This is a genomic window from Gordonia desulfuricans NBRC 100010 (genome assembly GCF_001485495.1).
Lineage (GTDB): Bacteria > Actinomycetota > Actinomycetes > Mycobacteriales > Mycobacteriaceae > Gordonia > Gordonia desulfuricans.
The window spans coordinates 1-25,718 of sequence record NZ_BCNF01000099.1 but is presented as its reverse complement, the minus strand read 5'-3'; the positions used below and the strand labels follow the sequence as shown (position 1 = coordinate 25,718).

Here is a 25,718-nt window from a genome sequence, read left to right as displayed (position 1 = left end):
CGGTGGGTACACCTCGACCACGGCTCATCCCAGCGCACGTCACCCGGCCGTTCGGGCCGGACGGGCCGTGCGATGGGAGCGGCCGTGAAACAAGTCCGCGTGCGCGCGCCGGCCGTCAGAGCAGGCGGACGACGTTGGGCATGGCGCCGTCGGTACGCAGTGGCGAGACCTTGACGACGTCGCCGGACTGCGGTGCCTCCACCATCTTGCCGTCGCCGAGATAGAGGGCCACGTGGGTACTCGCGTTGGGGCCGTAGAAGATCATGTCGCCGCGTTGCATCTGCGACAGCGGGAACTGCGGGCCGGAGGTGTACTGGTAGCCGGTGTAGTGCGGTAGCTCGATGCCGACACCGGCGAAGGCGTAGATCATCAGCCCGGAGCAGTCGAAGCCGACCTTGTTGTAGTCGCCATAGCTGTCGGCGACACCACCGTCGCGGATGCCCTGGGTGGGTCCGTTGGCGTCGCCGCCGCCCCACGCGTACTGGACGTTGAGCTGCGAGAGCGCTCGGTTGACCACGATCTCGACGGCCTGCGGACCACGGAGTCCGGGGCGGACCGCGCCGCCGCCGCCACCCGAGCTGCCGAAGATCGAGCCGAGGCTGCCGGTGCCGAGGCGCGAACTCAGGGTGTCCCCGCCGTCGCTGCCCAGGCCCGCGCCGCCCACGCCGAGTTCGTCGAGGAGCTCCGAGTGCGGCACCTGCGCCTGTCCGACCAGCGCCGACAGCACCTTCTGGGTGACGTCGAGGGCCAGTCGGGCGGCGGCCTCGGCGGCGACCTGCATGCTGTCGTTGTCGCCGGCCGCCTGGTTGGGGGCCGGGGCGACGGGACCGGGGTCGGGCTGTCCGGGCAGGGCTCGGAACAGGCCGGTCAGAAGGTCTGTCGGCGCGGGGTCGGCCGCCGGGGTCGGCCGGACGGTCCCGCGCAGTGCGTCGAGTCGCTTCTGGGTCTCGTCGCGCTGCGTGATCAGCGCGACGCGCTTCTTCTGCTGATCGGCGATCGCCTCACGGGCCTGCGACACCGAGGCCACCGCCGCGTCGCGACGCTGTTCGGCGCTCTCGGTGGCGAAGGAGGTCTGACGCCGTGTGGCCTCGAGCGCGGCGACGTCGTTGGCCTGCTGGTTGCGGGCGACCTGCAGGCGTCGGATGGTCTGCTGCTGTTCGCGGCCGACCTGATCGATCACGCTGACCCGGCCGAGTACGGCATCCGGGTCGTCCGAGGAGAGGTACTCGGCCATGGTGCCCTGGTTGCCGCCCCGCAGGTAGATCGATCGCACGTAGTCGTCGAACCGTTTCTGGGCGGCTGCGGTGGCCTGGGTGGCCTTGGTCAGCGAGCTCTGGGCGTTGTCGGCGGCCACGCGTGCCAGGCGCTGGGCGGCCAGGGCGTTCTGGTAGTCGACGACCGAACGATTGACCTCTTCCTGGCGGAGCGCGACGGCCTGGTCGAGGTCGCTGAGGTTCTGATTGACCTGGGCGATCTGATTGATCAACGACGACACCGGGGATGTGGGTGCGCTCGACGGGGCGGCCGACGCGGGTCCGACGGTGCCGACCGCGGCGGTGGCCGCGGCGATGAGTGCCACGACGACGCGAGCGTGCATCGAGCGGACCACTGAAGTGGTTCGTCGCCTCACTAGTGAACTCCCTCGCCATCCGGCCCGATCAGCGCTGCACCCCCATGCGCAACACACATCACATGTGACGCGGTGGACTACATCCGAACCACAAGTGACATTGGAACCGTACGTCACATTTGCCACAGGGGAAAACCACTGTGGTGAATTACAGCGGCGTGATTACCTGCACAAATCGGCGTGAACTGCCGAAAGAACCTCGAATCGGTTCAGATAAAGAATTCGCAACATCCGACGTCGTCGGCGAGATCACGGACGGTCCACGCCGAGCTCCTGCGGAACACCCCGCGCGAAGCGCACGGTCGAATCCTGCGCAAAGCACACGGTGAACCCCGGCGGAGTACCGGTTGGATGCGGGAGGGATCGGTCAGCGCGGCCCGGCCGGCCCGTCGGACGTCTCACCGTCGGTGCCCGCGGGGCCGACGGACACCGGAGCCGTCTGGCCCCCCGGCTCCCCCGCATCCCGGCGCCGACGCACTGTGCGCAGCCGGCCGAGGACGGCCCCGATGACGACGACCACGATCAGCACGATCGTGACGAGCGTGTAGTTCACCCCCGGATCGGTGATGTAGTCGACCATGTCGCGTGCGGCCTGGGTGGGGTTGCTCAGGCTGAGGTTGTCGGTGGACTCCTCCAGCTGCACACGGCTGAACTCCGACGACGAGCTGCCGACCGCATTCGGACCGAGGACCAGGACGGTGCCCCCCACCTCGTGCTGGAGCTCGGTGGCGATGTCGCGATAGAGCGTGAAGCGGGGCATCTTCTCGGTGAGCACGACGATGTTGATGTCGTGGCCCTGCGCCCGGGCGTCGGAGACGATCTTCTCCAGACCCGGCACCTGATCGGCCGGACCCCACACGTGATCGGTCTTCAACGTCGCGGCGATCGCGGCGAGGTCGACATCGCCCGGCGGCTCCCAGGTGGAGCCGGGCACCGGCGCGGCGAGCACCAGCGGTCCGTCGGACGGTGCTCGGCCAGAGAGCGGTCCTTCGGCGAGGGGCTCAGGACTCACGGCGATGGTTCCTCACTCGTCGGGTGCGCCGTTTCGCCGGGTCGGGGTGGCGAAGACGTTTCACGATCATTAAATGTCCGGGTGAGGTGACCCGTAGTCGAACCTCGCTCAGCACGGTACGACAAAATGGGATCGTCGTGAGCATCCGGGGCCACCCCCGGCGCGTTTCATCGGCGTGTCCGCCTTGTTAGCAGTACGTGCGTACTGTTAGAATGAGGACGTCGCCACGGGTAGCGCCGTGGTCGCTGGATGAGACACCGAGTACAGCACGACCCCGACGCAGCCCGTCGGGTGATGGTCAGAGTCGACGAACCGGGCTACCCGGCCGCGTTCGTCGGTGACGGCCACAGCCGTCCCGGTTCCGTCGCCCGGGACCGAACAGCATCGCCGGCGCAGCCCGCCGGCCAGAGGAGAGTGGATAGAAGTGAGTATCAATTCCTTTGGCGCCCGAGGCACCCTTGAGGTGGGCGACAAGTCCTACGAGATCTTCCGGCTCAACGCCGTACCCGGCACCGAGCGCCTGCCCTACTCACTGAAGGTGCTCGCAGAGAACCTGCTGCGCACCGAAGACGGCGCGAACATCACCACCGATCACGTCAACGCACTCGCGAACTGGGACCCCAACGCCCAGCCCGACACCGAGATCCAGTTCACCCCGGCCCGCGTGATCATGCAGGACTTCACCGGCGTGCCCTGTGTCGTCGACCTGGCCACCATGCGTGAGGCCGTGACCGCACTCGGCGGCAACCCCAGCAAGGTCAACCCCCTGTCCCCGGCCGACATGGTGATCGACCACTCGGTGATCCTCGACGTCTTCGGCCGCGCCGACGCCCTCGAGCGCAACGTCGACCTCGAGTACGAGCGCAACGGCGAGCGCTACCAGTTCCTGCGGTGGGGCCAGGGTGCCTTCGACGACTTTAAGGTCGTCCCCCCGGGCATGGGCATCGTCCACCAGGTCAACATCGAGTACCTGGCGCCGACCGTGATGACCCGTAACGGCCAGGCCTACCCCGACACCTGCGTCGGCACCGACTCGCACACCACCATGGTCAACGGCCTCGGCGTCCTCGGCTGGGGCGTCGGCGGTATCGAGGCCGAGGCGGCCATGCTGGGCCAGCCCGTCTCGATGCTGATCCCCCGCGTCGTCGGCTTCAAGCTGACCGGCGAGATCCAGCCCGGCGTCACCGCCACCGACGTGGTGCTCACCGCCACCGACATGCTGCGCAAGCACGGTGTGGTCGGCAAGTTCGTCGAGTTCTACGGCGCCGGTGTCGCCGAGGTCCCCCTCGCCAACCGCGCCACCCTGGGCAACATGAGCCCCGAGTTCGGTTCGACCGCGGCGATCTTCCCGATCGACGGCGAGACCATCAACTACCTGCGTCTCACCGGTCGTAGCGACGAGCAGCTCGCACTCGTCGAGGCCTATGCCAAGGAACAGGGCATGTGGCACGACCCCGAGCGTGAGCCGGTGTACTCCGAGTACATCGAACTCGACCTCAGCTCGGTCCTGCCGTCGATCGCCGGCCCGAAGCGTCCGCAGGACCGCATCCTGCTGTCGGAGTCGAAGATCGCCTTCCGCAAGGACATCCACAACTACGTGGAAGAGGGCAACACCCCGCAGCACACCAATCTCGACGAGGCCGTCGAGGAGAGCTTCCCGGCCTCCGATCCGGCCGAGCTGACCTTCGCCGAAGAGGACGCGGTGGTCGTGCAGTCGGCCGCCAACGGTTCCGAGGGTCGCCCGACCAAGCCGATCAAGGTCGTCGACGAGGAGCGCGGCGAGTTCATCCTCGACCACGGCGCCGTCGTGGTCGCGGGTATCACCTCGTGTACCAACACCTCCAACCCGTCGGTCATGCTCGGTGCCGCCCTGCTCGCCCGCAACGCGGTCGAGAAGGGCCTGTCCACCAAGCCGTGGGTCAAGACCAACATGGCGCCGGGTTCGCAGGTCGTCACCGACTACTACGAGAAGGCCGGCCTGTGGCCGTACCTGGAGAAGCTCGGCTTCTTCCTCGGTGGCTACGGCTGCACCACCTGCATCGGTAACACCGGCCCGCTGCCCGAGCAGATCTCGAAGGCGATCAACGACAACGACCTGACCGCCACCGCGGTGCTGTCGGGTAACCGCAACTTCGAGGGACGCATCTCCCCCGACGTGAAGATGAACTACCTGGCGTCGCCGCCGCTGGTCATCGCCTACGCCCTGGCCGGCACCATGGACTTCGACTTCGAAGCCGACGCGCTGGGCCAGGACACCGACGGCAACGACGTCTACCTCAAGGACATCTGGCCGTCGGCACAGGAGATCGACGACACCATCAAGTCGGCGATCAGCCAGGACATGTTCCGTAAGTCCTATGCCACCATCTTCGCCGGTGACAGCCGCTGGCAGAACCTGGCCACCCCCGAGGGCGACACCTTCGCGTGGGACGAGAACTCGACCTACGTCCGCAAGGCGCCGTACTTCGACGGCATGGCACTCGAGCCGTCCCCGGTCACCGAGATCAAGGGCGCCCGCGTGCTCGCACTGCTCGGCGACTCGGTCACCACCGACCACATCAGCCCGGCCGGCCCGATCAAGCCCGGGACCCCGGCCGCGCAGTACCTGGATTCCCATGGTGTGGCCCGCAAGGACTACAACTCGCTGGGTTCGCGTCGTGGCAACCACGAGGTGATGATCCGCGGCACCTTCGCCAACATCCGTCTGCAGAACCAGCTGCTCGACGGTGTGAGCGGCGGCTACACCCGCGACTTCACCCAGGAGGGTGCACCGCAGGCGTTCATCTACGACGCATCGCAGAACTACCAGAAGGCCGGTATCCCGCTGGTCGTCCTGGGTGGCAAGGAATACGGTTCGGGCAGCTCGCGTGACTGGGCCGCCAAGGGCACCAGCCTGCTGGGCGTCCGCGCGGTCATCACCGAGTCGTTCGAGCGCATCCACCGCTCGAATCTGATCGGTATGGGCGTCATCCCGCTGCAGTTCCCGGAGGGCGAGTCGGCCAAGTCGCTGGGACTCGACGGCACCGAGACCTTCGACTTCGAGGGCATCACCGCGCTCAACGAGGGCCGGACCCCGGAGACCGTCAAGGTCACCGCCACCAAGCAGGACGGTTCGACCGTCGAGTTCGACGCCAAGGTGCGCATCGACACCCCCGGAGAGGCGGATTACTACCGTAACGGAGGCATCCTGCAGTACGTGCTGCGCAACATGATCAAGAGCTGACCGAGGAGCATGTAGGTGCCCAAGGTCAGCGATGACCGCCTTGCCGCGCGTCGTCGGGAAATCCTCGACGGCGCGCGGCATTGCTTTGCGGAGTACGGATACGACGGTGCGACCGTCAAACGGATCGAGGAGTCGACCGGCCTGTCCCGGGGTGCGATCTTCCACCACTTCAAGGACAAGGAGGCGCTGTTCCTCGCGCTTGCGCAGGAAGACGCCGAACGGATGGCCGACGTGGCGGCCGAGGCCGGTCTGGTGCAGGTCATGCGGGACGTCCTGGCACGTCCGCAGGACTTCGACTGGCTCGGAACCCGACTCGAGATCGCACGAAAACTACGGACGGACAAGAGCTTTCGCGATGCCTGGCTCGGCCATTCGGCCGATCTGGAGAAGGCCACCCTGGACCGGCTGGAACGCGGCCGGGCGTCGGGGCGGCTGCGTGAGGACGTACCCACCGAGGTCTTGGTGAAGTACCTCGACCTGGTGCTCGACGGACTCATCACCCGGCTGGCGACCGGCCAGCCCACCGATGATCTCCACGCCGTCCTCGACCTCGTGGAGGAGTCGGTGCGGGTGTCGCGTTGACCCGTCGGAACGCCCGGAACGGCATTCCCTGAACGCCAGTGACATGTATCACATAGCCGGTCCTAACTTTAGGTTCCCCTAAGTCGTTTTTCTGGCTAACTTCACAGGGTGCATTCAGACTTCTCGATGAATCCCTCCCTGGCCCGCCCGCCGCGCACTCCTGCGCGGCGCGGCCGGGCTGGGCGTGCTCGGCGCCACCGGCGTCGGAGCAGGTGCCCTCTCCGGCCCACTCGCCATGTCCGGCGCCGCGCATGCGGCCGAAGGCCCCACCGCGATCGTGATCGGCAGCGGCTTCGGCGGCGCGGTCGCCGCGCTGCGTCTGGGCGAGGCCGGCATCCGCACCACGGTGTTCGAGCGGGGCCGGCGCTGGCCGATCCGCCCCGACGGCAACACCTTTGCCACCTTCACCAACCCGGATCGCCGGGCCGCGTGGTTCGACACCTCCGCCGGCATCTCCAGCGTCGGCCGCACGCCGGTACAGCCCTATCCCGGCGTGCTGGAGACCATCCGCGGCAACGGCCTCGAATCGGTCCACGGTGCGGGCGTCGGCGGCGGTTCGCTGGTGTTCGGCGCGTTCACCCTCCAGCCCGACAAGGACGACTTCACCGAGGTCTTCCCCGGCGGCTCCGACTACGACGAGCTCGCGCGGACCTACTATCCGCGGGCCCGCGGGGTGCTCGGCACCAGCGGCGTCCCCGACGACATCCTGGCCCACCCCAACTACGTCGGCGCCCGCTCCTGGCTGAAGGTCGTGTCGCGCTACGGCATTCGACCGGAGTTCGTCGAGTACGCCGTCGACTGGGATCGTGTGCGCGCCGAACTCGCCGGCCGTGCCCCGGCCGGCATGTCGACCGGCGACATCTCCTACGGCGTCAACAGCGGCGCCAAGAACTCCGTCGACCGCAACTATCTGCCCGCGGCCGAGCGCACCGGCTTCGTGACCATCAAACCGATGCACGAGGTCTTCGAGATCCGCGAGCGCTCACGTCGCCCCGGATATGTGGTGAAGGCACGGCTCATCGACGACGCCCGCCGCACGGTGCGCATCGTCACCGCCGAGGCCGATCACCTGTTCCTGGCGGCCGGTTCGTTCCACACCACCTCACTGCTCGTCCGTGCACGGGCGCAGGGCACACTGCCCCGGCTCTCCCCGAAGATCGGCAACGGCTTCGGCGGCAACGGCGACTTCCTGATCGTGCGCACCGCACTGCGCGACCAGCACGGCCCGATCCAGGGCGGTCCCGGCTATGCCCGGATCCGTGAGGAGCGGATGCCCGGCGGTCCGGCCACCATGATCTACCAGGCCAGCCCGTTCCCGGCCCCCGCCGGATCGCTGGCCACCACCCACCTCATCCAGGTCCACACCGACGAGCGCGGCACCATCGATTACGACCGCTCGACCGGTGGCACCACGCTCAACTACCCGCATCCGGCCGAGACCAGCGTCCTGGACCGTCGGGCGATCGCCTTCGCCAAGCAGTTCCACGAGCGCACCGAATCCCGATTCGGCCGCCCGCACAACGGCATTCCGATCTACGACCGGACCTCCGGCTTCGGCTCCGGTGCCACCTTCCACGGCCTGGGCGGTGTGGTCGCCGGTCAGGCGGCGACCCTCGACGGTGCGGTGAAGGGATACGACAACCTCTACGTCGTGGACGGATCGTTCGCGCTGGGCGCCGTCGGCCTGGTCAATCCGTCACTGACCATCACCGCGCTCGCCGAACGCACGATGGACCGGTTCCTGGGCCGACGCTGAGCGGCCCGATGACGATCATCGGATCGGCCTCCGGGTCCGCCGGCCGCGACATCTCCGGGCATGACGAACCCGGTATGACGCGGCTCGCCGATCACCTCATGGCGCGGCTCGCCGCGAGTGGGGTGACGACGATCTTCGGTGTGCACGGCGCCAACTCCGAAGACCTCTTCGACGCGGCGGCACTCGAGCACCGCCTCCGCGTCGTGGTCGCCAAACACGAGTTCGGCGCGGGTGCGATGGCCGACGGCCTGGTGCGCATCACCGACACACCTGCCGTCGTCGTCACCACCTCGGGCGGTGGCGCGATGAATGTGGTCGCCGCACTGGCCGAGTCCTACGACAGCCGGGTTCCGGTCCTCGCCCTCGTCGGTACGGCGCCACGTCCCGGCGTCGGCCGTGGGGCGTTCCAGGACATGGCGTCGTTCCCGGACACCCCCGACATCGCGCGGGTGCTGTCCGGGGTGGTGGGGGCGGTGCGCGTCGTCGACGATCCCACCCGGATCGACGACGCCTACGACGAGGTGTCGGCGGTCCTGCGGTCGGGTCTACCCGCCGCGCTGGTGCTGCCCAAAGACGTGCAGGCGGCGATGCTCCCGACGGAGTCGCCGTCCGGTGACACGCCTCCGCCGGCGACGCCGCACGCCCGACTTCGGCACTCCGAGATCGACTCCCTCGCCGACGACCTGGCCCGGGCCGTCACCGACGGTGCACGGATCTGCGTGTGGACCGGTGAGGAGGCCTCGCGCGCCCGACCGCTCGCCGAGCTCGCCGGGCTGCTCACGGTGCTCGACGCCGCCCATGTGGTGTCGCCGGGCGGGCGCGATCTCGCCACCGACCGCACCGCCGGGGTCACCGGCGTGATGGGACATCCGTCGGCGCACCGGGCCGTCGAGGAGGCCGAGGTCTGCCTGGCCATCGGATGCCGTCTGTCGGCCACCGACCGCGCCGGTCTGGACGCGGCGCTGCGCGACACGGTGATCACCCACGTGGGCCGATACGCGCCGCGGCTCCCCGGCGTCGACCGGACCATCGGGGTCGACGACCTCCGCACCGCCCTCGACACCCTCGTCCGGGCCGTGCGCGAACGCATCCCGCCGGCTCCGGTACGGTCCGGCGCCATCAGCTCGCACACCACCACATCTGACGGCACCTCGTCTGACACCACCCCGTCTCATGTCACCCGGTATCCGCTCGAGTACCTTCCCACCCCGGCCACCGGGCCCGGACCGAGCATGCGCACGGTGGTCGAACACATCGGCGCCGTACTCCCCTCGGGGACAACGGTTTTTGCCGATGCGGGTAACACCGGCGCGAGTGCCGTCCACCATCTGCCGTTCGGTGACGGACGTTTCGTCGTCGCCCTCGGCATGGGCGGGATGGGGTATGCGATCGCCGCCGGGATCGGTGCCGCGATCGGCACCGATACGCGCGAGCGTTCCACCGATCCCGCTGCCCGAGAAAGGGATCGGCGGCTGCCGCGCACGGTGATCATCGCCGGTGACGGCGCCTTCCTGATGCACGGCTTCGAGATCCACACGGCCGTCGAGTACGGCGCACCGGTGACCCTGGTGGTGCTGAACAACAACGCCCACGGCATGTGTCTGGTGCGCGAGAACCTGTACTTCCCCGGCACTCCCACCGTCAACCGATTCGGCGAGGCCGACATCGCCGCCGGACTCGACGCGATGTTCGCCACGATGTCGGTCCGCCGCGCCGGCGATGCCGCCGCCGTCCGCGCGGCCGCAGCCGAACTGTTCGCCGAACCCGGACCCAACTGCCTCGTCGTCGACACCCCGGCACACGAGATCCCACCCTTCGCCCCCTTCCTGTGAGGACCCCATGACCGCGACACCACCACCTACCGGATCGTCGACCCCGCTCGCCGACCTCGACGGCGTCACCCTCGACGGCGTGATCCGGGCCGAGACCCACACCCGCGCCGAGATGACGCCGACGGTGATCGACATGATGCGGTCGGTCTATCCGCACGAACGGGTCTACGGCAGCTACTGCCCGGTACAGGGCTACGTCGACGCTCCCCCGCGCGAGCTCTACGAGTGGCTCGCCGACACCCGTTCGCTGGAGGAGTGGACCTACAGCACCCGCTACCTCCGGCCGACCGGAACCCCCGACCTGTGGATGGGCCGTGACCGGCTGTCCACCGACACCGAGTTCTACGTCCGCACCGTCGCCAACCCCGACGCCATGACCGTCGACTACCACTGCGCCTGGGACCAGGGCGAGCACCTGTGGATGATCTATCTGATGCGCGTGGTCGACGCCCAGTTGGTGCTGAACAAGCCCGGATCGGTGGTGTTGTGGAACAACTGCCGCCATCCCTTCTACGACGCCAACCCCTACCCGAAGACCGCGCCCGAGGGACGCGAGGAATGGGTCGGGGACCTGTGGGACATGTTCGCGGCCGGTCATCAGATCGAGTTGGACAACCTCACCGCCATCGCCGAGCACCGGCACCGCGCCGGACTGCCCCTGACCCCCGATTGGATGCGTTCATGACCGCCTTGCACTCCCCTGATCCGACGGCGGTGGCGTTGGCCGACCTCGCGACCTATCTGCCCGAGAATCGGGTCCCGGCAGAGTATTTCGCCGGCTTCGCCGAGGACGACACCCTCGCCGACAGCGTCATGTTCCGGGCGCCGGCCTTCCGTCATCACGCCGCCGACGGCGAGTCGTCGGCCGACATGATCGTCGCCGCCGCACGGGTTCTGCTCGATCGGCACGGGCCCGGCCATCTCGACGACGTCGACATCGTGCTGACCCACAGTCAGCTCCCCGAGGTGCCGGTCCGCGGATGTGTGGGTGAGGTGGTACACCGGCTGGGCCTGACCCCGTCGCTGGTCCTCGACGTTCACAACGGTGGGTGTGCGGCGTTCGTGCACATGATCGACGTGGCCGGATCGCTGTTGCGCGGCGGCCGCGGTCGCAAGGCGCTGATCGGCCTGGCGCAGAACAGCGCCGGCCAGATCTTCACCCAGGAACAGGTGCGCGGAAAGGCGCAGGCCGCCATTCCCGGTGACGGTGCCGCGGTCGCCGTCGTCACCCTCGACGAGGACGCCAATCCGGTACTCGGCATCGCCTCGCGCAGCTTCGGCGAGTACTCCGGCGACATGACGTCGGTCGCCCACCCCGACCGCAAGTACTGGGAGGCCGGTCCCGGCCAGATCCACGTCGGGTTCACCGAGGCCAAGGTCACCAAGGTGCTCGCCCGGGGCAACCGGATGGTGCCCGAGGTGGCGATGGCGGTGGCCGACGAGATCGGGATCCGGCCCGCCGACCTCGACCTGCTGGTCACCAACCAGCCCAACCGGATCTTCCTCCGGAACTGGCGGGAGGCCCTCGAACTCCCGGAGGAACGACACCCCGACACCTTCGACACGTGCGGGAACCTGTTCGCGGTGGGAATCCCGATGACCCTCGATGCGGCCATCACCGCAGGCCGGGTCGCGCCGGGTTCGGTGGTCATGGCCGCGGCCTTCGCCCACGCCGGTGACTATGCGGCCGCGGCCGCCCTGCGGTGGAACGGGAGGTCGTGACCATCGCACCGCCGGTCCGGCTGGACCTCAACGAGTCGTTCTTCCCCCCGTTGCCGTCGGTGACCCGGGCACTGGCGCAGTCGGCCGATGCCGCCCACCGCTATCCGGAGTTCCGGCCCGAACGCTCGCGACGCGTCGTCGCCGACCACCTGCGCGCCGACGGACCGACCACCCACGGGGCGAACACCCACCGACCGAACACCCACGGGGCGAACACCGACGGCGCGGGGACCTGCGGATTCCCGCTGACCCCCGAGCACGTCACCGTCGGACCGGGCGGCACCGCCGTGGCGCACACGCTGCTCGCCGCCGCCGTGGACCGGGCGGCCCGGCGTGGGGTCCTGTTCCCGGAGATCGTCACGGCCACAACCACATTCGACGGGTTCGCGTTGATCGCCGATGCGCTCGGCGCCCGGCTGGTCGGGGTCGGTACCGACCCGGCGGGTCGTCCCGACGTGCACGCCCTGCGCGCCGCGATCGGACCGGCGACGGCCGCCGTGATCATCTGCTCCCCGCACAATCCGACCGGGGCGTGCGTCGACGGCGATGCATTGCGGCGCTTCGCGACCGACTGCCCCGACGGTGTGCGGATCCTGCTCGATCAGGCCTACGTCGAGTACTGCACGGACCCGCCGGACCTGTGCGCACTACTCGAGGCGTCGTCGGAACTCGTCGTCCTCCGGACGCTGTCGAAGGCCTACGGCCTGGCCGCGGTCCGCATCGGATATGCCGTCGGACATCCGTCGGTGATCACCGAGACCCGGCGCTTCGAGATGCCCTTCGCGGTGAGTTCGGCTGCGGCCGCGGCACTTCCGGTGGCGTTGGCCGCCCGGACCGAACTCGCGCAGCGCGTGGCCGCAACGCGTGCGCAGCGCGATCGGCTGGTGCACACCTCGACCGCCCTCGGCTGGCATGTGCCGGTCAGCCAGGCCAACTTCGTCTACCTGCCCGGCGCCCAGGGACGGGCGGCGGGCCGGCTGCTGGCGGCGGCAGGTCTGCACGGGCGGACGGTGGGCGACCACGGCTTCCGGCTGACCGTCGCCGATGCCGCGGTCACCGATCGGGTGCTCGACGCCCTCGCCGCGGGTCCGGGGGACCCGCTCCGTCGTCATGACCGGTCCGCCGGGGCCGGGTTGTTCCCGAGCGGCGCGACCACATCCCGCCCCCGGGTGGCCAGCAGGACACCGAGCACCCCGTAGCCGAGTACGAACTGCGCCGCACCCACATAGAGCCCTGCGGTGCCGAGCGCGGCGAGGGGTACGCCCCACAGCAGCCAGCTCTGTGCGAACAGCGTCTGCCATCGGAGCCATCCCTGCCAGCGGCCGGCGATCGCCACGCGGACCCCGATGACCACCATGCCCAGCATCGACAGCGGCCAGCACGTGTCGAAGACCGCCCACAGCACCGAACCGTGGATCAGCCAGAACGCGTCGAGGACGGTCGAACAGATCGCCCCACACAGCAGTACCGCCTGGATCAGGTAGCCGATCCGCGCCACCGAACCCGTGGCGCCCGGCCGCGTCATCGCCCGCTCGGCGTACTGCAGCCGGAGCAGGGCGAGCAGCGCGATCTGGAACAGCAGGGCGCCAAGCCCGCCGAGCATCGACACGATGCCGAAGCCCTCGGTGTCGGCGACCGCCGACAGCCCGACGGCCACGGTCACCGATCCGACCGCCAGGACAATCCCGGTGCCGCGCCGGCCGGGTCCGGTCGGGCCGGGGTCGCGTGGGTTCGCGTCGACATCCGGTCGGGGCATATCCGGTCGGGGCACATCCTGACGGGGCACATCCGGTCGGTTCACGTGTACATCGGTACGGTCCATCGTGGGCTCCTCTCCCACTGTGGCCGCCGGGTGCGGCGGCTCGGTGCGAGAAGTCTCACCGCCACCGGTTGTGAGTCGCCTGAGGTTGCGGGCCCCGGCGTTCCCAGCCGATTCCAAGTGGACGGCGCGATACTCGCCGCCATGTCGGGTCGGGTGTGCGTCAGGTCCGGGCCCTCCCAGATCCGGTGTGGGCCCGGCCGGCTCCGGTCCGGGTCGCGTCGGGCGTCAGGACAGGCAGGCGGCGACGAAGTCGTCGGCCTCGGCATCGGTGAGTGCACGTCCGATCGCGTGGTGTTCGGCGAACACGTCGTCGTCGACCTCGTCGCGGATCTGCGCCACCCACGGACCGAGGTCGACGATGTCCATGGCATCGGGCCGGTACCCGGTCCGCTCGGTGTGCCGGGCGACCACACCGAGCAGCCGGGCGGCCGTCGCATGATCACCGCGGCGGAACGCCACACAGGCCAGGGTGTCGATCGCGGTCATCCAGGAGGTGAGGTCGTCGGTACTGCGGGTGATGTCGACGAGTCCGGCGAGTTTGCGTTGTGCGGGTCCGTCGATCCGCCCCCCGGCGATGTCGCATTTGGCGTGGATCCACAGCGACGACCCGACCACCCAGTCGTGTCCGCGCTCGCGACCGATCTCCACCGACCGGGTGAACTCGACGCCGGCGGTCTCGTGATCACCGGCGCGGAAGGCCGCGGCGCCCAGCACCATCCGGGCGGCCGTCTCCAGCCAGCCCTGATCGTCGCTGGCGGCGATCTCGAGTGCCACCCGTGCCCGTGCCGACCCCTCCTCGACCAGTCCGGCCCCCGCCTGGAAGTTGCCCAGCGTCAGAGTGGCATCGGCGAAGACGAACCGGTCCTCCCGGGTCTCCAGGCCCAGGTCGCCGTCGGCGATCAGCCCGTCGACGACTCCCATCGTCGACAGCAGCGAGGCGAGGTCGCCACACAGGTAGGCGATCATCATCGCGCCGGTCAGCGCGCGCAACCGAACAGCGATGGGTACCGCCGGGTCGCCGGCGGCCGCGACCACCGGGTCGAGCATCCGGACCCCCTCGTCGATCAGCCCGCGGCGGTACCAGTACCACACGATGTTGCCGACGATCTCGAGGTAGGCCACCGGGTCGTCGGTACGGCTGCGGACAAGGGCCGCATGGATGTTGGGCATCTCGACGTCGATCCGACGGGTCCAGCCGAGGCTGTCGGGGCCCTGCAGTCCGGCGAACACCGGCCGGCTGAACTCGCGCACCCACTCCAGATGTGCCGTGTCGATCGCGGCGGCGACGTCGGCGGCGAGATGCTCGCGGGCGTACTGGCGCAGGGTCTCCAGAATCCGGTAGCGACGCGGGTCCCCGCCGATCACGGTCACCATCGACGAGTCGATCAGCGCCTCGAGGTCCGGCAGCAGCCGCACCCCGTGGCCGGTCACCGCCTCCGCGGCGGTGAAGTCGAAGCTGCCCTCGAACACCGACAACGCGTCGAACAGGGTCCGTTGCGAGTCGTCGAGCGCCCGGTACGAGGCATCGATCGCGGCCTCCATGCTGATGTGCCGGTCACCGCCGGCGCCCGGTGCCCCGCGCCGATCGTGGCGGAGCATCGCGAACCGGTCGTCGAGGCGTTCACGCAGTTGCCGCACGGAGAGCACGGAGTTGCGGGCCGCGGCCAGCTCGATGGCCAGCGGCAGGTTGTCGAGCGCATCGCACAGGGCGATGATGTCGCCGCGGTTCTCGAAGCCGGCGGCCGCCGGTGCCCGCTCGGCGAACAGCGATGCACCGTCGGCCAGCGGGGCGAGCACGTAGACCGACTCACCCGGTACGCCCAGCCGCACCCGGCTCGTCGCCAGGATGGACAGCCGCGGGCACGCGGTGAGCAGACCCAGGGCGGCCTTGGCGATCTCGTCGGCGATGTGTTCGCAGTTGTCGAAGACCAGGAGGGTCTCGCGTTCGGCGAGCAGGGATGCGACGGTGTCGAGGCCGCCGGGAGCGGTCAGCCGCAGCACCCGCACCAGGGTGTCGACGACGGCATCGTGATCGTGGGCACCGGAGAACTCCAGGAACCACGGCCCGTCGGTGTCCCCGCCGTCTGCCGTCCGGCCCTGGGCCACGGCGAGGGCGACGCGTGTCTTGCCGATCCCGCCGGGTCCGGTGACGGTGACCAGACGTTCGGTGCGCAGCATCGCGGTCACCTCGGCGACCTCGGCGTCGCGGCCCACGAACGAGGTCAGTGCGGTCGGGATGTGACGTCGGGGTGTCCCGCGGTCGATTCTGACGTGATCTGCGGCCGGGCCATCGGCGCCGGGGTGAGCGGCGCCGGCACCCGCCGCGGCGGAATCGGTTCCGGCCGAGATCGGGCGGGTCGGCAACAGCGACGGATCCTGTCGCAGGATCGCGGTGTGCAGGGCCACCAGCGACGGCCCGGGATCGGTACCGAGTTCGTCGGCGACGACGCGACGGGCACGCCGGAGACTCTCCAGGGCCTCGGCCTGGTGTCCCGCCCGGTACTGCGCGAGCGCCAGCAACTCCCACCACTTCTCCCGCAGCGGGTTGGTCCGCAGCAGTTTGGTGAGCTCGGCGATGACGAGTTCCTGGTCGCCGCATGCCGACATCGCCGCGAGGTGCCCGTCGACGGCGTCGGCGCGCAACGATTCCAGCCGGTCGGCCTCGACCTCGGCGAACTCCCACCCCTCCGCGTCGGCGTAGGCCCGGCCCGTCCACATGGCGAGGGCCCCGGCGAACAGGTCGCGGGCCTGCTCCGGGCGGCGGGCCGCCAGTTCGGCGTGCCCACGCCGGGCCTGCGCCACGAAGCGGTCGGCGTCGAGGGCGTCGTCGGGCAGATGCAGGGCATAGCCGGCGCCGGTGCGGACGAGAACCGTCGGGGTCTCGCGACCGTGCGCGGGTTCGATGCCGCGTCGCAGGGTGGAGACATAACCCTGCAGGGTGCCCGAGGCCGAACGCGGCGGTGCACCACGCCACAGTTGGTCGATCAGGGCCGAGGCCGGGACGGTGTCGCCGCCGGCGATCAGCAGTCGTGACAGCAGTGCCCGGGGCATCGGCCCGCCGAGTGCGGCGTCGACACCGTCCACCTGCACGCGCAGTGCGCCCAACACGTGAACATCGATCGGCATGCCGAGAACAATAAGGCCAAACCGGGCGTGTCCGACAGCGGACGACACGCGCGGTCATTCGGAAGAACCCGTGGCCGAACACCGGGCCGGACAACATCATCGGCGATTCCCCGCCACTGACTGAGCGCTCGCTATAACCTGGGTTCCACTACGGGTGATCCACGTCACGAATCAGCCGTACCGTCGCCCCGCCCAGTGAGGAGAGAGTGTGTTCCCTGGAGTCTTCGCCGCCCGCACCCCCGACAAGCCCGCCGTGATCCGCGCCGCCACGGGAGATCAGCTCACCTATCGCGAACTCGACGAGAATTCCACCGCGCTCGCCAACCACCTCGAGGGTCTCGGCCTCCGCCCCGGGGACACCATCGCCGTCGTCTCGGAGAACGATCTGCACATCTTCGAGGCGTACTGGGCGGCCCTGCGCAGCGGCCTCTACATCACGGCGATCAACCATCACCTGACCGACGAGGAGACCAACTACATCCTCACCGACTCCGCGGCGAAGGTGGTGCTCGCCGGCGCGTCGGTGGCGGCGGCCGTCGCGCGCACCGGTGAGATCGCGACGCTCGCCCAGCCCGGCCACCGGATCGCCTGGGGTGGACAGATCGACGGGTTCACGTCCTATGAGGACGTGCTCGCCGCCGCCGACCGCACCCCGCGCACCGATCAGCCGCGCGGCACCGACATGCTCTACTCGTCGGGTACCACCGGGCGCCCCAAGGGAATCCAGACCCCGCTGCCGCAAGGCCAGGTCGACCAGATCCCCGACGCCTACACCGCGATCTTCGCACCGATGTACGGCTTCGACGAGAACGTTGTCTACCTCTCCCCCGCACCTCTGTATCACGCTGCGCCGCTTCGGTATTGCGGAGTCACCAACTCTGTCGGCGGCACCGTGGTGTTCCTGGACCGATTCGATCCGGAGGACGCCCTGGCGGCGATCGAGAAGTACCACGCGACCCACAGCCAGTGGGTGCCGACGATGTTCATCCGGATGCTGAAGCTGTCCGACGAGATCCGCGCCAAGTACGACACCGGCAGCATGAAGATCGCCGTGCACGCGGCGGCACCGTGTCCGGCCGAGGTCAAGCGGGCGATGATCGAGTGGTGGGGTCCGGTGATCCACGAGTACTACGCCTCCACCGAGGCCGCCGGCGCCACCTTCATCGGCCCGCAGGAGGCACTCGAACGACCCGGTTCGGTGGGCAAGGCACTCCTGGGAGTGGTGCACATCTGCGACGAGGCGGGCAACGACCTGCCCACCGGCGAGGTCGGCCTGGTCTACTTCGAACGTGAAGAGGCCGCCTTCGAGTACCACAACGACCCGGCCAAGACCGCCCAGGCCCGTCACCCGCAGCACGACAACTGGTCGACCACCGGAGACGTGGGCTACGTCGACGACGAGGGCTACCTGTATCTGACCGACCGCAAGGCGTTCATGATCATCTCCGGCGGGGTGAACATCTACCCGCAGGAGGCCGAGAACGTCCTCGTCACCCATCCGGCGGTGTTCGACGTCGGCGTGATCGGGGTGCCCGACGCCGAACTCGGCGAGGTGGCGATGGCCTGCGTGCAGCTCGCCCCCGGATACTCGCCGACCGACGAGCTGGCCGACGAACTGCTCGCCTTCACCGTCTCGAAGATCGCCAAGTACAAGGCCCCGCGCAGCGTGGACTTCGTCGACGACCTGCCGCGAACCCCCACCGGCAAGCTGGTCAAGGGCATCCTGAAGAAGGCGTACTGGCCTCAGGCCAACTCGATGAGTTCCTGATACTCGTCGCTCCAGTGGTCCTCGGTGCCGTCGGGCAGCAGGATCACGCGCTGCGGATCGAGCGCCGCCGCCGCACCGGGGTCGTGGGTCACCAGCACCACGGCCCCGGAGTAGCTGCGCAGCGCGTCGAGCACCTGCTCACGCGAGATGGGGTCGAGGTTGTTGGTGGGCTCGTCGAGCAACAGCACGTTGGCCGCCGACGACACCAGACCGGCCAGTGTCAGACGCGTCTTCTCGCCGCCGGACAGGGTGCCGGCGGGCTGTTCGAGCTGTGGCCCGGTGAACATGAACGCACCGAGCAGTCCGCGAAGGTCCTGCTCCCCCGCATCCGGTGCGGCGTGGCGGATGTTCTCCCACACGGTCGCATCGTCGTCGAGGGTGTCGTGCTCCTGCGCGAAATAACCGATCTTGAGGCCGAACCCGGGCTCGATGGTCCCGGTGTCGTGCGTCTCGACGCCGGCGAGCACCTTCAGCAGGGTGGTCTTGCCGGCACCGTTGAGGCCGAGCACCACCACCCGTGACCCCTTGTCGATGGCGAGGTCGACGCCGGCGAAGATCTCCAGCGAACCGTAGGCCTTGGTCAGCGACGACGCCATCAGCGGGGTCTTGCCGCACGGGGCCGGATCCGGGAAACGGATCTTGGCGGTGCGGTCGGCCACCCGCTCGTCGTCGAGGGAGTCGAGCATCCGCTCGGCACGCTTGAGCATGTTCTGTGCGGCGGTGGCCTTGGTGGCCTTGGCGCCGAGCTTGGCGGCCTGCGACCGCAGTGCCGACGCCTTCTTCTCGGCGTTGGCACGTTCGCGCTTACGCCGCTGTTCGTCGGTGGCACGCGCGTCGAGGTAGCGCTTCCAGCCCATGTTGTAGACGTCGGCCTCACCGCGCACGGCGTCGAGGAACCACACCTTGTTGACCACGTCGGCGAGCAGATCGACGTCGTGGCTGATCACGATCAGGCCGCCGTCGTGGTTCTGCAGGAATCCGCGCAGCCAGGTGATCGAGTCGGCGTCGAGGTGGTTGGTCGGCTCGTCGAGCAGCAGCGTCGTGGTGGACTTGCCGGAACCGTCGGAGGCCGCGAACAGGATGCGCGCCAACTCGATTCGACGACGCTGACCACCGGACAGGGTGCGCAGCGGCTGGCCCAGGACGCGGTCGGGCAGCCCCAGGCTGTTGCAGATACGGGCGGCCTCGGACTCGGCGACGTAGCCGCCGAGGGCGGAGAACCGCTCCTCGAGCCGGCCGTACTTGGCGACGGCGCGGTCGCGCACCTTGTCGTCGGCGGCCTCGGCCATCAGGGCCTGCTGCTTCTCCATCTCGTGCAGGATCGAATCGAGTCCCCGCGCCGAGAGGACCCGGTCCTTGGCGAGAACGTCGAGGTCGCCCTCCTTGGGATCCTGCGGCAGGTAGCCGAGTTCCCCGCTGCGGACGACGGTGCCCGCATAGGGCTCGGTCTCGCCGGCGAGGATGCGCAGAGTGGTGGTCTTGCCGGCGCCGTTACGCCCGACCAGCCCGATCCGGTCGCCCGGTTGGATGCGCAGTGCAGGGCCGGGCGCCGACAGCAGGGTCCGGGCGCCCGCTCGGACTTCCAGGTCGGTCGCGGTGATCACGACGTTCGAGTCTACGGGGCGGGGTCGCGATCCCCGGAATCGTGAGGTCGGCGCCACACTCCGGGCGCACGATCAGGCCCGAACGGACACCCCGGATGACCGATTCGATAGCCTCGACTACACTAGCTTAGCCTCACCTTAGTGCCAGTTCAGGTGAATTGTTTCCGAAGAGATGTTTGGAGCCCTCCCGGTGCCCTCTGCCCACCCGCGTGCCATCAGCGTCTGCGTGGTCATCTGTTGCTATACGGCTGACCGCCGCGACCTGCTGACCCGTGCGATCGACGCCGCCCTCGCCCAGACCGAGGACGGCGACCGCCTCGTGGTGGTGGTCGACCACAACGATGCACTGCGCACCGAACTCGATGCCCGCCTGGCCGGCGACGACCGCGCCACGGTGGTGGCCAACACCGGCACCCGCGGGTTGTCGGGGGCCCGCAACACCGGCGTCGCCAACGCCTCCCAGGACGTCGTCGTCTTCCTCGACGACGACGCGGTGCTGCGCCCCGGCGGACTGGCCGCCGCCCGCGCCGCCTTCACCGACACCGCCGTCCTGGCGATCGGCGGTCAGGTGGACCCGGCATGGGCCTCCGGTACCGCACCGCGGTGGTTCCCCGACGAGTTCGGCTGGGTGGTGGGCTGCGACTATCGCGGTATCGCGGCCGACGGCGCCGACATCCGCAATCCGATCGGGGCCGCCATGGCGGTGCGCCGCGTCGAACTGGAGAAGATCGGCGGGTTCACCGACCGGCTCGGGCGCGTCGACGACCTGCCCGTCGGCTGCGAGGAGACCCTGATGGGGATCGAGTTGCACCGCACCTTCCCAGACGGGCGCATCCTGCGTACCACCGGCCTCGCCGTCGACCACACCGTGTCGCCGTCACGGGAGACGCTGCGCTACTTCATCTCCCGCTGTCGCCACGAAGGCAAGTCCAAGGCCACCCTGCGCCAGATCGCCGGCTCCGGCGATGCCTTCTCCGCGGAGGCCACCTATCTGGTGCGGACCATCGGCTCCGGCGTCGGCCGCTACCTCGGTCAGCTGGTTCGTGGTGATGTCACCGCACTCGCCCGGCTGGCCATGATGCTGATCGGCGTGCTGGCCACCGTCGCCGGTACCGCCGCGGGCACCGTGCGGCAGATGCTGACCCCGCGGCGCCGCACCACCGCATCGGGCACCGGCTCCGCACCCCGCCGCGCGGTCGGGGCGATCCGCAGCGACGACCTCGTGTCCATCGTCATCCCCACCGTCGGGCGTGACCTGCTGGTCGAGACCGTCGAGGCCGCCCTCGCCCAGGATCACCCGGCCATCGAGGTGATCGTCGTCGACAACCGGCCCACCAGCGGACACACCCGCGCCCTGCTCGCCGATCACACCGACCCGCGGCTGCGGATCGTCGACGAACCCGTCCCGGGTATCTCCGCCGCCCGCAACGCCGGCAACCACGCCGCCCACGGCCGGATCGTCGCCTTCACCGACGACGACGCCCGACCCCGCCGCGACTGGGTCAGCCAGATCGTCTCCGCGTTCACCGACGACCCCACCGGCACCGTCGCCGTGGTCACCGGTCGCGTGATCGGCGTCGAGGACCCGACACAGTTGCAGGAGATGTTCGAGAACGCCAAGGTCTTCGACAAGGGCGCCGCCGACGTCATCTGGGCACTGAACCCGCACCCCGCCCACCTCGCCGACGGCGTCTCCGGACCGCACAATGCGTTCTTCCCCTACACCGCGGGCCAGTTCGGCAGCGGCAACAACATGGCCTTCGCCGCCGGTGTTCTCGACGGGATCGGCGGCTTCGACCTACGGCTGGGCACCGGCACCCCGACCCGCGGCGGTGAGGACCTCGACGTGCTGCGGGCGGTGATCCTCGACGGCGACGCCATCGCCTACCGCCCGAATGCCGTCGTGGTGCACTACCACCGCGACAACATGGACGACCTGCGCGTGCAGAGCTACGGCTACGGCACCGGGATGTCGGCGGCCCTGACCAAACTGCTGTTCAGCCGCCACGTGTTCGCGGTGCTGGCCCGCCTCCCGAAGGGGGTGCGACTGCTCCTGGTCCCCGACCAGGAGACCGCGTCGGCATTCGCCCGTGAGGGATGGCCCGCCGAACTCCGGCACCGGGAACTCCGCGGCTATCTCGCCGGCCCGTTCCTGTTCGTCCGCGGACACCTGCGCTACCGCGCGGCCCGACGCGCCGAGGCACAGCGGTGACGGCGACCCTGGAGACCGCAGAACGTCCCGGCTCCCCCGAGGCCGACACCCGCGTCGTCGCCTACGGGTGGAACCCTCGCACCACCTTGTGGATCGGCGCGGTCCTCGCCGCGCTCCTGGTGGTCGTCGACATCCTGGTCGCGGCCGGGGTCGACGCACCCCCGGCCTGGGCGCGGACCCTGATGGCGTGCGCCGGAGTGCTCCTGCTGCCGGGAATCCCGATCGTGGTGGCGCTGCGGGTCCCGGGTCGGGCGTTGTCGACGGTGCTCATCGTCGCGGTGTCGACGTCCACGCAGATCCTGGTGACCCAGGGCACCATCATCCAAGAGCTGTGGAACCCGCTCGTCACCCAGGCGGTCATCGCGGTCGCATCGTTGCTCGGCTGCCTGTGGGCGTTCCGATCGGTGCCCGGGACCACCCGGTCGCCGTCGTCGCGGCTCGGTCGCGCCGACTGGGCCCTCCGGCGTTGGCTGTCACTCGCCGGTCTGGCCGCGTCGCTGGTCTGCTTCATCGTCGCCACCGACCTGCTCGACATCCTCACCGTCGGACACTTCGGTGTGATCGCCCACCTCACGATCTGGTACTTCGTCGGTCTCGGTCTGCTCGCGGCCGTGATCGTCGTCGGCGTGACCGCACGCCGGCTCGATCCGATCGTGTTGTCGGCGAGCGTGGCGATGGCCGTCGTGTACAACACGATGCTGGTCGGCGCGGCCACCGGCGAGACCTCGATCCCCACATCGTTCGTCCACCGCGGATTCATCAACGTGCTCGCCGAGGGACACCGGCTTCCCGACCACATCGATGCCCGGTTCAGCTGGGCCGGTTTCTTCTCGCTGTTCGCGCACGTACAGACCGCGGCGGGCCTCGACGACACCGTCGACCTGCTGGTGTGGGCTCCGCTGGTGGCCGGGGTCGCGTTGTCGTTCGGGCTCTACGCGATCGCGGTCGCGATCACCGGCCGTGCGCGGCTGGCATGGGTCGCGGTGCTGCTCTACCACGGGTTCAACTGGTATCAGCAGGACTACTTCGCACCCCAGGCGCTGGCCACGATCGGTTATGTCGCGATCATCGGCGTGCTGCTCTGGCAACTCCGCGCGGCCCCGCTGCCCGACCCCGGCACCCGCGGTGTCCGACGGATCGTCGGTCTGCTGCGCCGTACCCCGGGGCGAGTCCCCGGTTACGGGCCCGGCCGCACCCTGGCGATGGAGATCGTCCTGCTGCTGATCGTGACGGCGCTGGTCGTCGCTCACCAGATGACGCCGATCCTCACCGTGATGGCGCTGGTGGCGTTCGCCGTCACCGGCACCACCCGCTACCGCACCCTCTGGATCGCGGCCGGCCTGATCTTCGCCGCATGGTTCTCCTACGGCGCCACCGACTTCTGGTTCGGTCACATGCAGTCGATCGTCGACGACATCGGCCAGGTGGGACAGTCGGTGGGTTCGGGTGTCAGCGATCGCCTCAACGGTGACCCCACCTACACGCGAATGCAGTATCTCCGCATGCTGGCCTCCGGCGGGTTCGCCGCGGTCGCCTTTGTCGGGTGGTGCCTGAACCGTTCCTCCCGTGCCTGGCTGGTCGGCGGATTGCTCAGTGCCGCACCATTTCTCCTGATGGTCCTGCAGAGCTACGGCGGCGAGATGGTGATCCGTTCGTTCCTGCTGGCGTCCCCGATGCTCGCCCCGTATGCGGCGCTCGCACTGGCCTCCGTCGGCGCGATGGTGCGTCGCGCCATCCCCCACCCGGCACGTTGGTCGCGTATCGCCGGGCTGGTGCTGATCTGGCTCGGCGTCGTCGCACTGGGCTGCCTGGAGACCACCAACCGCGGCCTGAACACGGCCTTCGAGGCCTCCACGCGTGACGAAGTGGTCCTCAGCATGGACTTCATCCAGTCGGTCGAACCCGAGACGCGGGTGATGAGCATCGGTCACGCACCCCACACGATCGCGCCCCGACGGGTCCTCGATCCCACCGGCCCGCGGTTCTCCTACATCGATTCCAACGAATGCCTCGAGAACCTCGGCGAGTGTGTCGCCGAGCGGTCACCCGACTACGTCTACATCACGAACCAGGGAATGAAAATGTCTGCGCTGCAATACGGTGCCGATACCGATCGGGCGCAGGCGCAGATCGACGGGCTCGTCGCATCGGGCGCCTACGAGGTGATCACCCGGACCGACAGCATCGAGATCCTGCGGGCCACCGGCCGCGAGGAGGCGGGTACCCGATGAGTTTCACCGTCGTGTTCTTCATCGCCAGCGGACTGCTGATCGCCGCCGGCATGGTGTTGCGGGAGGTGCAGGTCGGCGACGGCGGCACCGAAGGCCGTGGCCCGCTTGCCCATCGGATCAGCATCGTGCTGGCGATCCTGGTCATCCTGTCCGCAGGTCTCACCTTGCACCGTCTGATCGACATGGCCCTCTCATGACCCTTCGCCGACGCCTGCTGGGTGTGGCGCTCGGAGCGGTTGTCGCACTGCTCCTCGGTGGTTGCGCGATCTTCGCCGACGACCCCGAGCCCACCAATCGCTGCGTCCGCACCGGAACGGTGGAGGGCTCGGGTCAGGCCCCGACCGATGTCGACCCGACGCTGTGGAAATCGACGTTCGTCGACACCTTCGATCGGTGCGACCTGGGCTCGCGCTGGAGCACCTACTCCGGCCGGCCCGGCGGAAACCCGGTGGGCCACTGGGACAAGACGATGGTGTCGGTCGGCGACGGTGTGCTCACCCTCTCGGGCAAGCGCACCTCGGCGGGCTGGGTGACCGGTGGCGTGTCGAACTTCCCCGTCACCCAGCAGTACGGGCGCTGGGAGATCCGGATGCGGGCCGAACGCTCCGCGGACCTCTCGTATCACATGCTGCTGTGGCCGCAGAACGAGCAGTGGCCGCCGGAGATCGACTTCGCCGAGAGCGTCGCCTCCGAACGCGACGCGATGTCGGCGTTCGTGCACTGGAAGGCCGACGGCAGCAACGAGAAGGCGCACGCCGACCTCACCGGGGACTTCGCCGAGTGGCACACCGTCGGCGCGGAGTGGCTGCCCGGACTCATCCGGTATCTGCACAACGGCAAGGTGTGGGCCGAGGTCCGCACCGCGGACATGGTCCCGAGCACCCCCATGTGGCTGGGTCTACAGGTGGAGGCCGGTGCGTGCGAGCGACGCGCCGATTGGGGCCTCAACCCGTGCAACGACCACGAACCGCGCCCCGAGCGCGCCGAGGTCGAGATCGACTGGGTCGCCGTCTACGAGCCCGTCGACGACGAAAAGGCTTTCCTGACCGCCGGATACGGCAAACCCACACCGGGCGCAGTGCAGATCAAGTAGACACTCGCCGAAAGAGCAGCGCCGGTGCGAGTCGATCCCCTTTGACTCGGTCCCGGCTCAACCCAATATGGTTGCAGCTGTTGCTGGTTGAGCCGACGCGGAGCG

17 protein-coding genes are annotated in these 25,718 nt (G+C 69.2%); 12 read left to right on the top strand and 5 right to left on the bottom strand.

The window, feature by feature from the left end; genetic code table 11:
• Positions 1–115: 115 nt before the first annotated feature.
• Positions 116–1,597: an NlpC/P60 family protein gene (locus GD1_RS16130; RefSeq protein WP_157079516.1), complete on the bottom strand. Its 1,482-nt coding sequence runs from the start codon at positions 1,595–1,597 to the stop codon at positions 116–118.
• Between the two features lie 400 nt (positions 1,598–1,997).
• Complete coding sequence (locus tag GD1_RS16125; protein WP_157079515.1) at positions 1,998–2,642, bottom strand: Rv1476 family membrane protein; 645 nt, start codon at positions 2,640–2,642, stop codon at positions 1,998–2,000.
• Between the two features lie 418 nt (positions 2,643–3,060).
• Here GD1_RS16125 and acnA point away from each other — a divergent pair, with 418 nt between their 5' ends.
• From acnA to GD1_RS16090, 7 genes are all read left to right on the top strand, one after another.
• Positions 3,061–5,865: an aconitate hydratase AcnA gene (acnA, locus tag GD1_RS16120; protein WP_157079518.1), complete on the top strand. Its 2,805-nt coding sequence runs from the start codon at positions 3,061–3,063 to the stop codon at positions 5,863–5,865.
• A 15-nt stretch (positions 5,866–5,880) separates the two neighbouring features.
• A complete protein-coding gene (locus GD1_RS16115) occupies positions 5,881–6,447 on the top strand; it encodes a TetR/AcrR family transcriptional regulator (RefSeq protein WP_059038224.1) in 567 nt (188 codons plus the stop codon).
• A 184-nt stretch (positions 6,448–6,631) separates the two neighbouring features.
• Positions 6,632–8,203, top strand: a complete 1,572-nt coding sequence (locus tag GD1_RS16110; protein ID WP_444979451.1) for an NAD(P)-binding protein — start codon at positions 6,632–6,634, stop codon at positions 8,201–8,203.
• 8 nt (positions 8,204–8,211) lie between these two features.
• Positions 8,212–10,035 (top strand): thiamine pyrophosphate-binding protein, encoded by a 1,824-nt coding sequence (locus GD1_RS16105; RefSeq protein ID WP_238403803.1) that lies wholly within the window; start codon positions 8,212–8,214, stop codon positions 10,033–10,035.
• 7 nt (positions 10,036–10,042) lie between these two features.
• On the top strand, positions 10,043–10,720 hold the full coding sequence (locus tag GD1_RS16100; protein WP_059038220.1) for a hypothetical protein: 678 nt from the start codon (positions 10,043–10,045) through the stop codon (positions 10,718–10,720).
• Positions 10,717–11,757, top strand: coding sequence for a 3-oxoacyl-ACP synthase III family protein (locus tag GD1_RS16095; RefSeq protein ID WP_053777198.1), 1,041 nt, complete (start codon positions 10,717–10,719; stop codon positions 11,755–11,757). The genes GD1_RS16100 and GD1_RS16095 overlap by 4 nt, the downstream gene beginning before the upstream one ends.
• A complete protein-coding gene (locus GD1_RS16090) occupies positions 11,754–12,956 on the top strand; it encodes an aminotransferase class I/II-fold pyridoxal phosphate-dependent enzyme (protein ID WP_059038218.1) in 1,203 nt (400 codons plus the stop codon). Before GD1_RS16095 ends, GD1_RS16090 begins: the two co-directional genes overlap by 4 nt.
• Here GD1_RS16090 and GD1_RS16085 read toward each other — a convergent pair.
• Both GD1_RS16085 and GD1_RS16080 read right to left on the bottom strand, forming a co-directional pair.
• Positions 12,866–13,579: a YihY/virulence factor BrkB family protein gene (locus GD1_RS16085; RefSeq protein ID WP_059038216.1), complete on the bottom strand. Its 714-nt coding sequence runs from the start codon at positions 13,577–13,579 to the stop codon at positions 12,866–12,868. The two genes, GD1_RS16090 and GD1_RS16085, sit on opposite strands and share 91 nt — an antisense overlap.
• Before the next feature lie 225 nt (positions 13,580–13,804).
• Positions 13,805–16,705, bottom strand: coding sequence for an AfsR/SARP family transcriptional regulator (locus tag GD1_RS16080; RefSeq protein WP_059038214.1), 2,901 nt, complete (start codon positions 16,703–16,705; stop codon positions 13,805–13,807).
• A gap of 208 nt (positions 16,706–16,913) precedes the next feature.
• Here GD1_RS16080 and GD1_RS16075 point away from each other — a divergent pair, with 208 nt between their 5' ends.
• Positions 16,914–18,473 (top strand): AMP-binding protein, encoded by a 1,560-nt coding sequence (locus GD1_RS16075; RefSeq protein WP_059038212.1) that lies wholly within the window; start codon positions 16,914–16,916, stop codon positions 18,471–18,473.
• Here GD1_RS16075 and GD1_RS16070 read toward each other — a convergent pair.
• On the bottom strand, positions 18,449–20,077 hold the full coding sequence (locus GD1_RS16070) for an ABC-F family ATP-binding cassette domain-containing protein (RefSeq protein WP_053777202.1): 1,629 nt from the start codon (positions 20,075–20,077) through the stop codon (positions 18,449–18,451). The genes GD1_RS16075 and GD1_RS16070 overlap by 25 nt on opposite strands.
• 190 nt (positions 20,078–20,267) lie before the next feature.
• On the opposite strand from GD1_RS16070, the gene GD1_RS16065 reads away from it, so the two are divergent.
• From GD1_RS16065 to GD1_RS16050, 4 genes are read left to right on the top strand one after another with little or no spacing between them, the layout of a single operon-like run.
• Positions 20,268–22,289 (top strand): glycosyltransferase family 2 protein, encoded by a 2,022-nt coding sequence (locus GD1_RS16065; RefSeq protein WP_244882805.1) that lies wholly within the window; start codon positions 20,268–20,270, stop codon positions 22,287–22,289.
• Positions 22,286–24,520: a hypothetical protein gene (locus tag GD1_RS16060; protein ID WP_244882803.1), complete on the top strand. Its 2,235-nt coding sequence runs from the start codon at positions 22,286–22,288 to the stop codon at positions 24,518–24,520. Before GD1_RS16065 ends, GD1_RS16060 begins: the two co-directional genes overlap by 4 nt.
• A complete protein-coding gene (locus GD1_RS16055; protein WP_053777203.1) occupies positions 24,517–24,717 on the top strand; it encodes a hypothetical protein in 201 nt (66 codons plus the stop codon). Before GD1_RS16060 ends, GD1_RS16055 begins: the two co-directional genes overlap by 4 nt.
• On the top strand, positions 24,714–25,613 hold the full coding sequence (locus tag GD1_RS16050) for a glycoside hydrolase family 16 protein (RefSeq protein ID WP_083534276.1): 900 nt from the start codon (positions 24,714–24,716) through the stop codon (positions 25,611–25,613). Before GD1_RS16055 ends, GD1_RS16050 begins: the two co-directional genes overlap by 4 nt.
• Positions 25,614–25,718 lie beyond the last annotated feature (105 nt).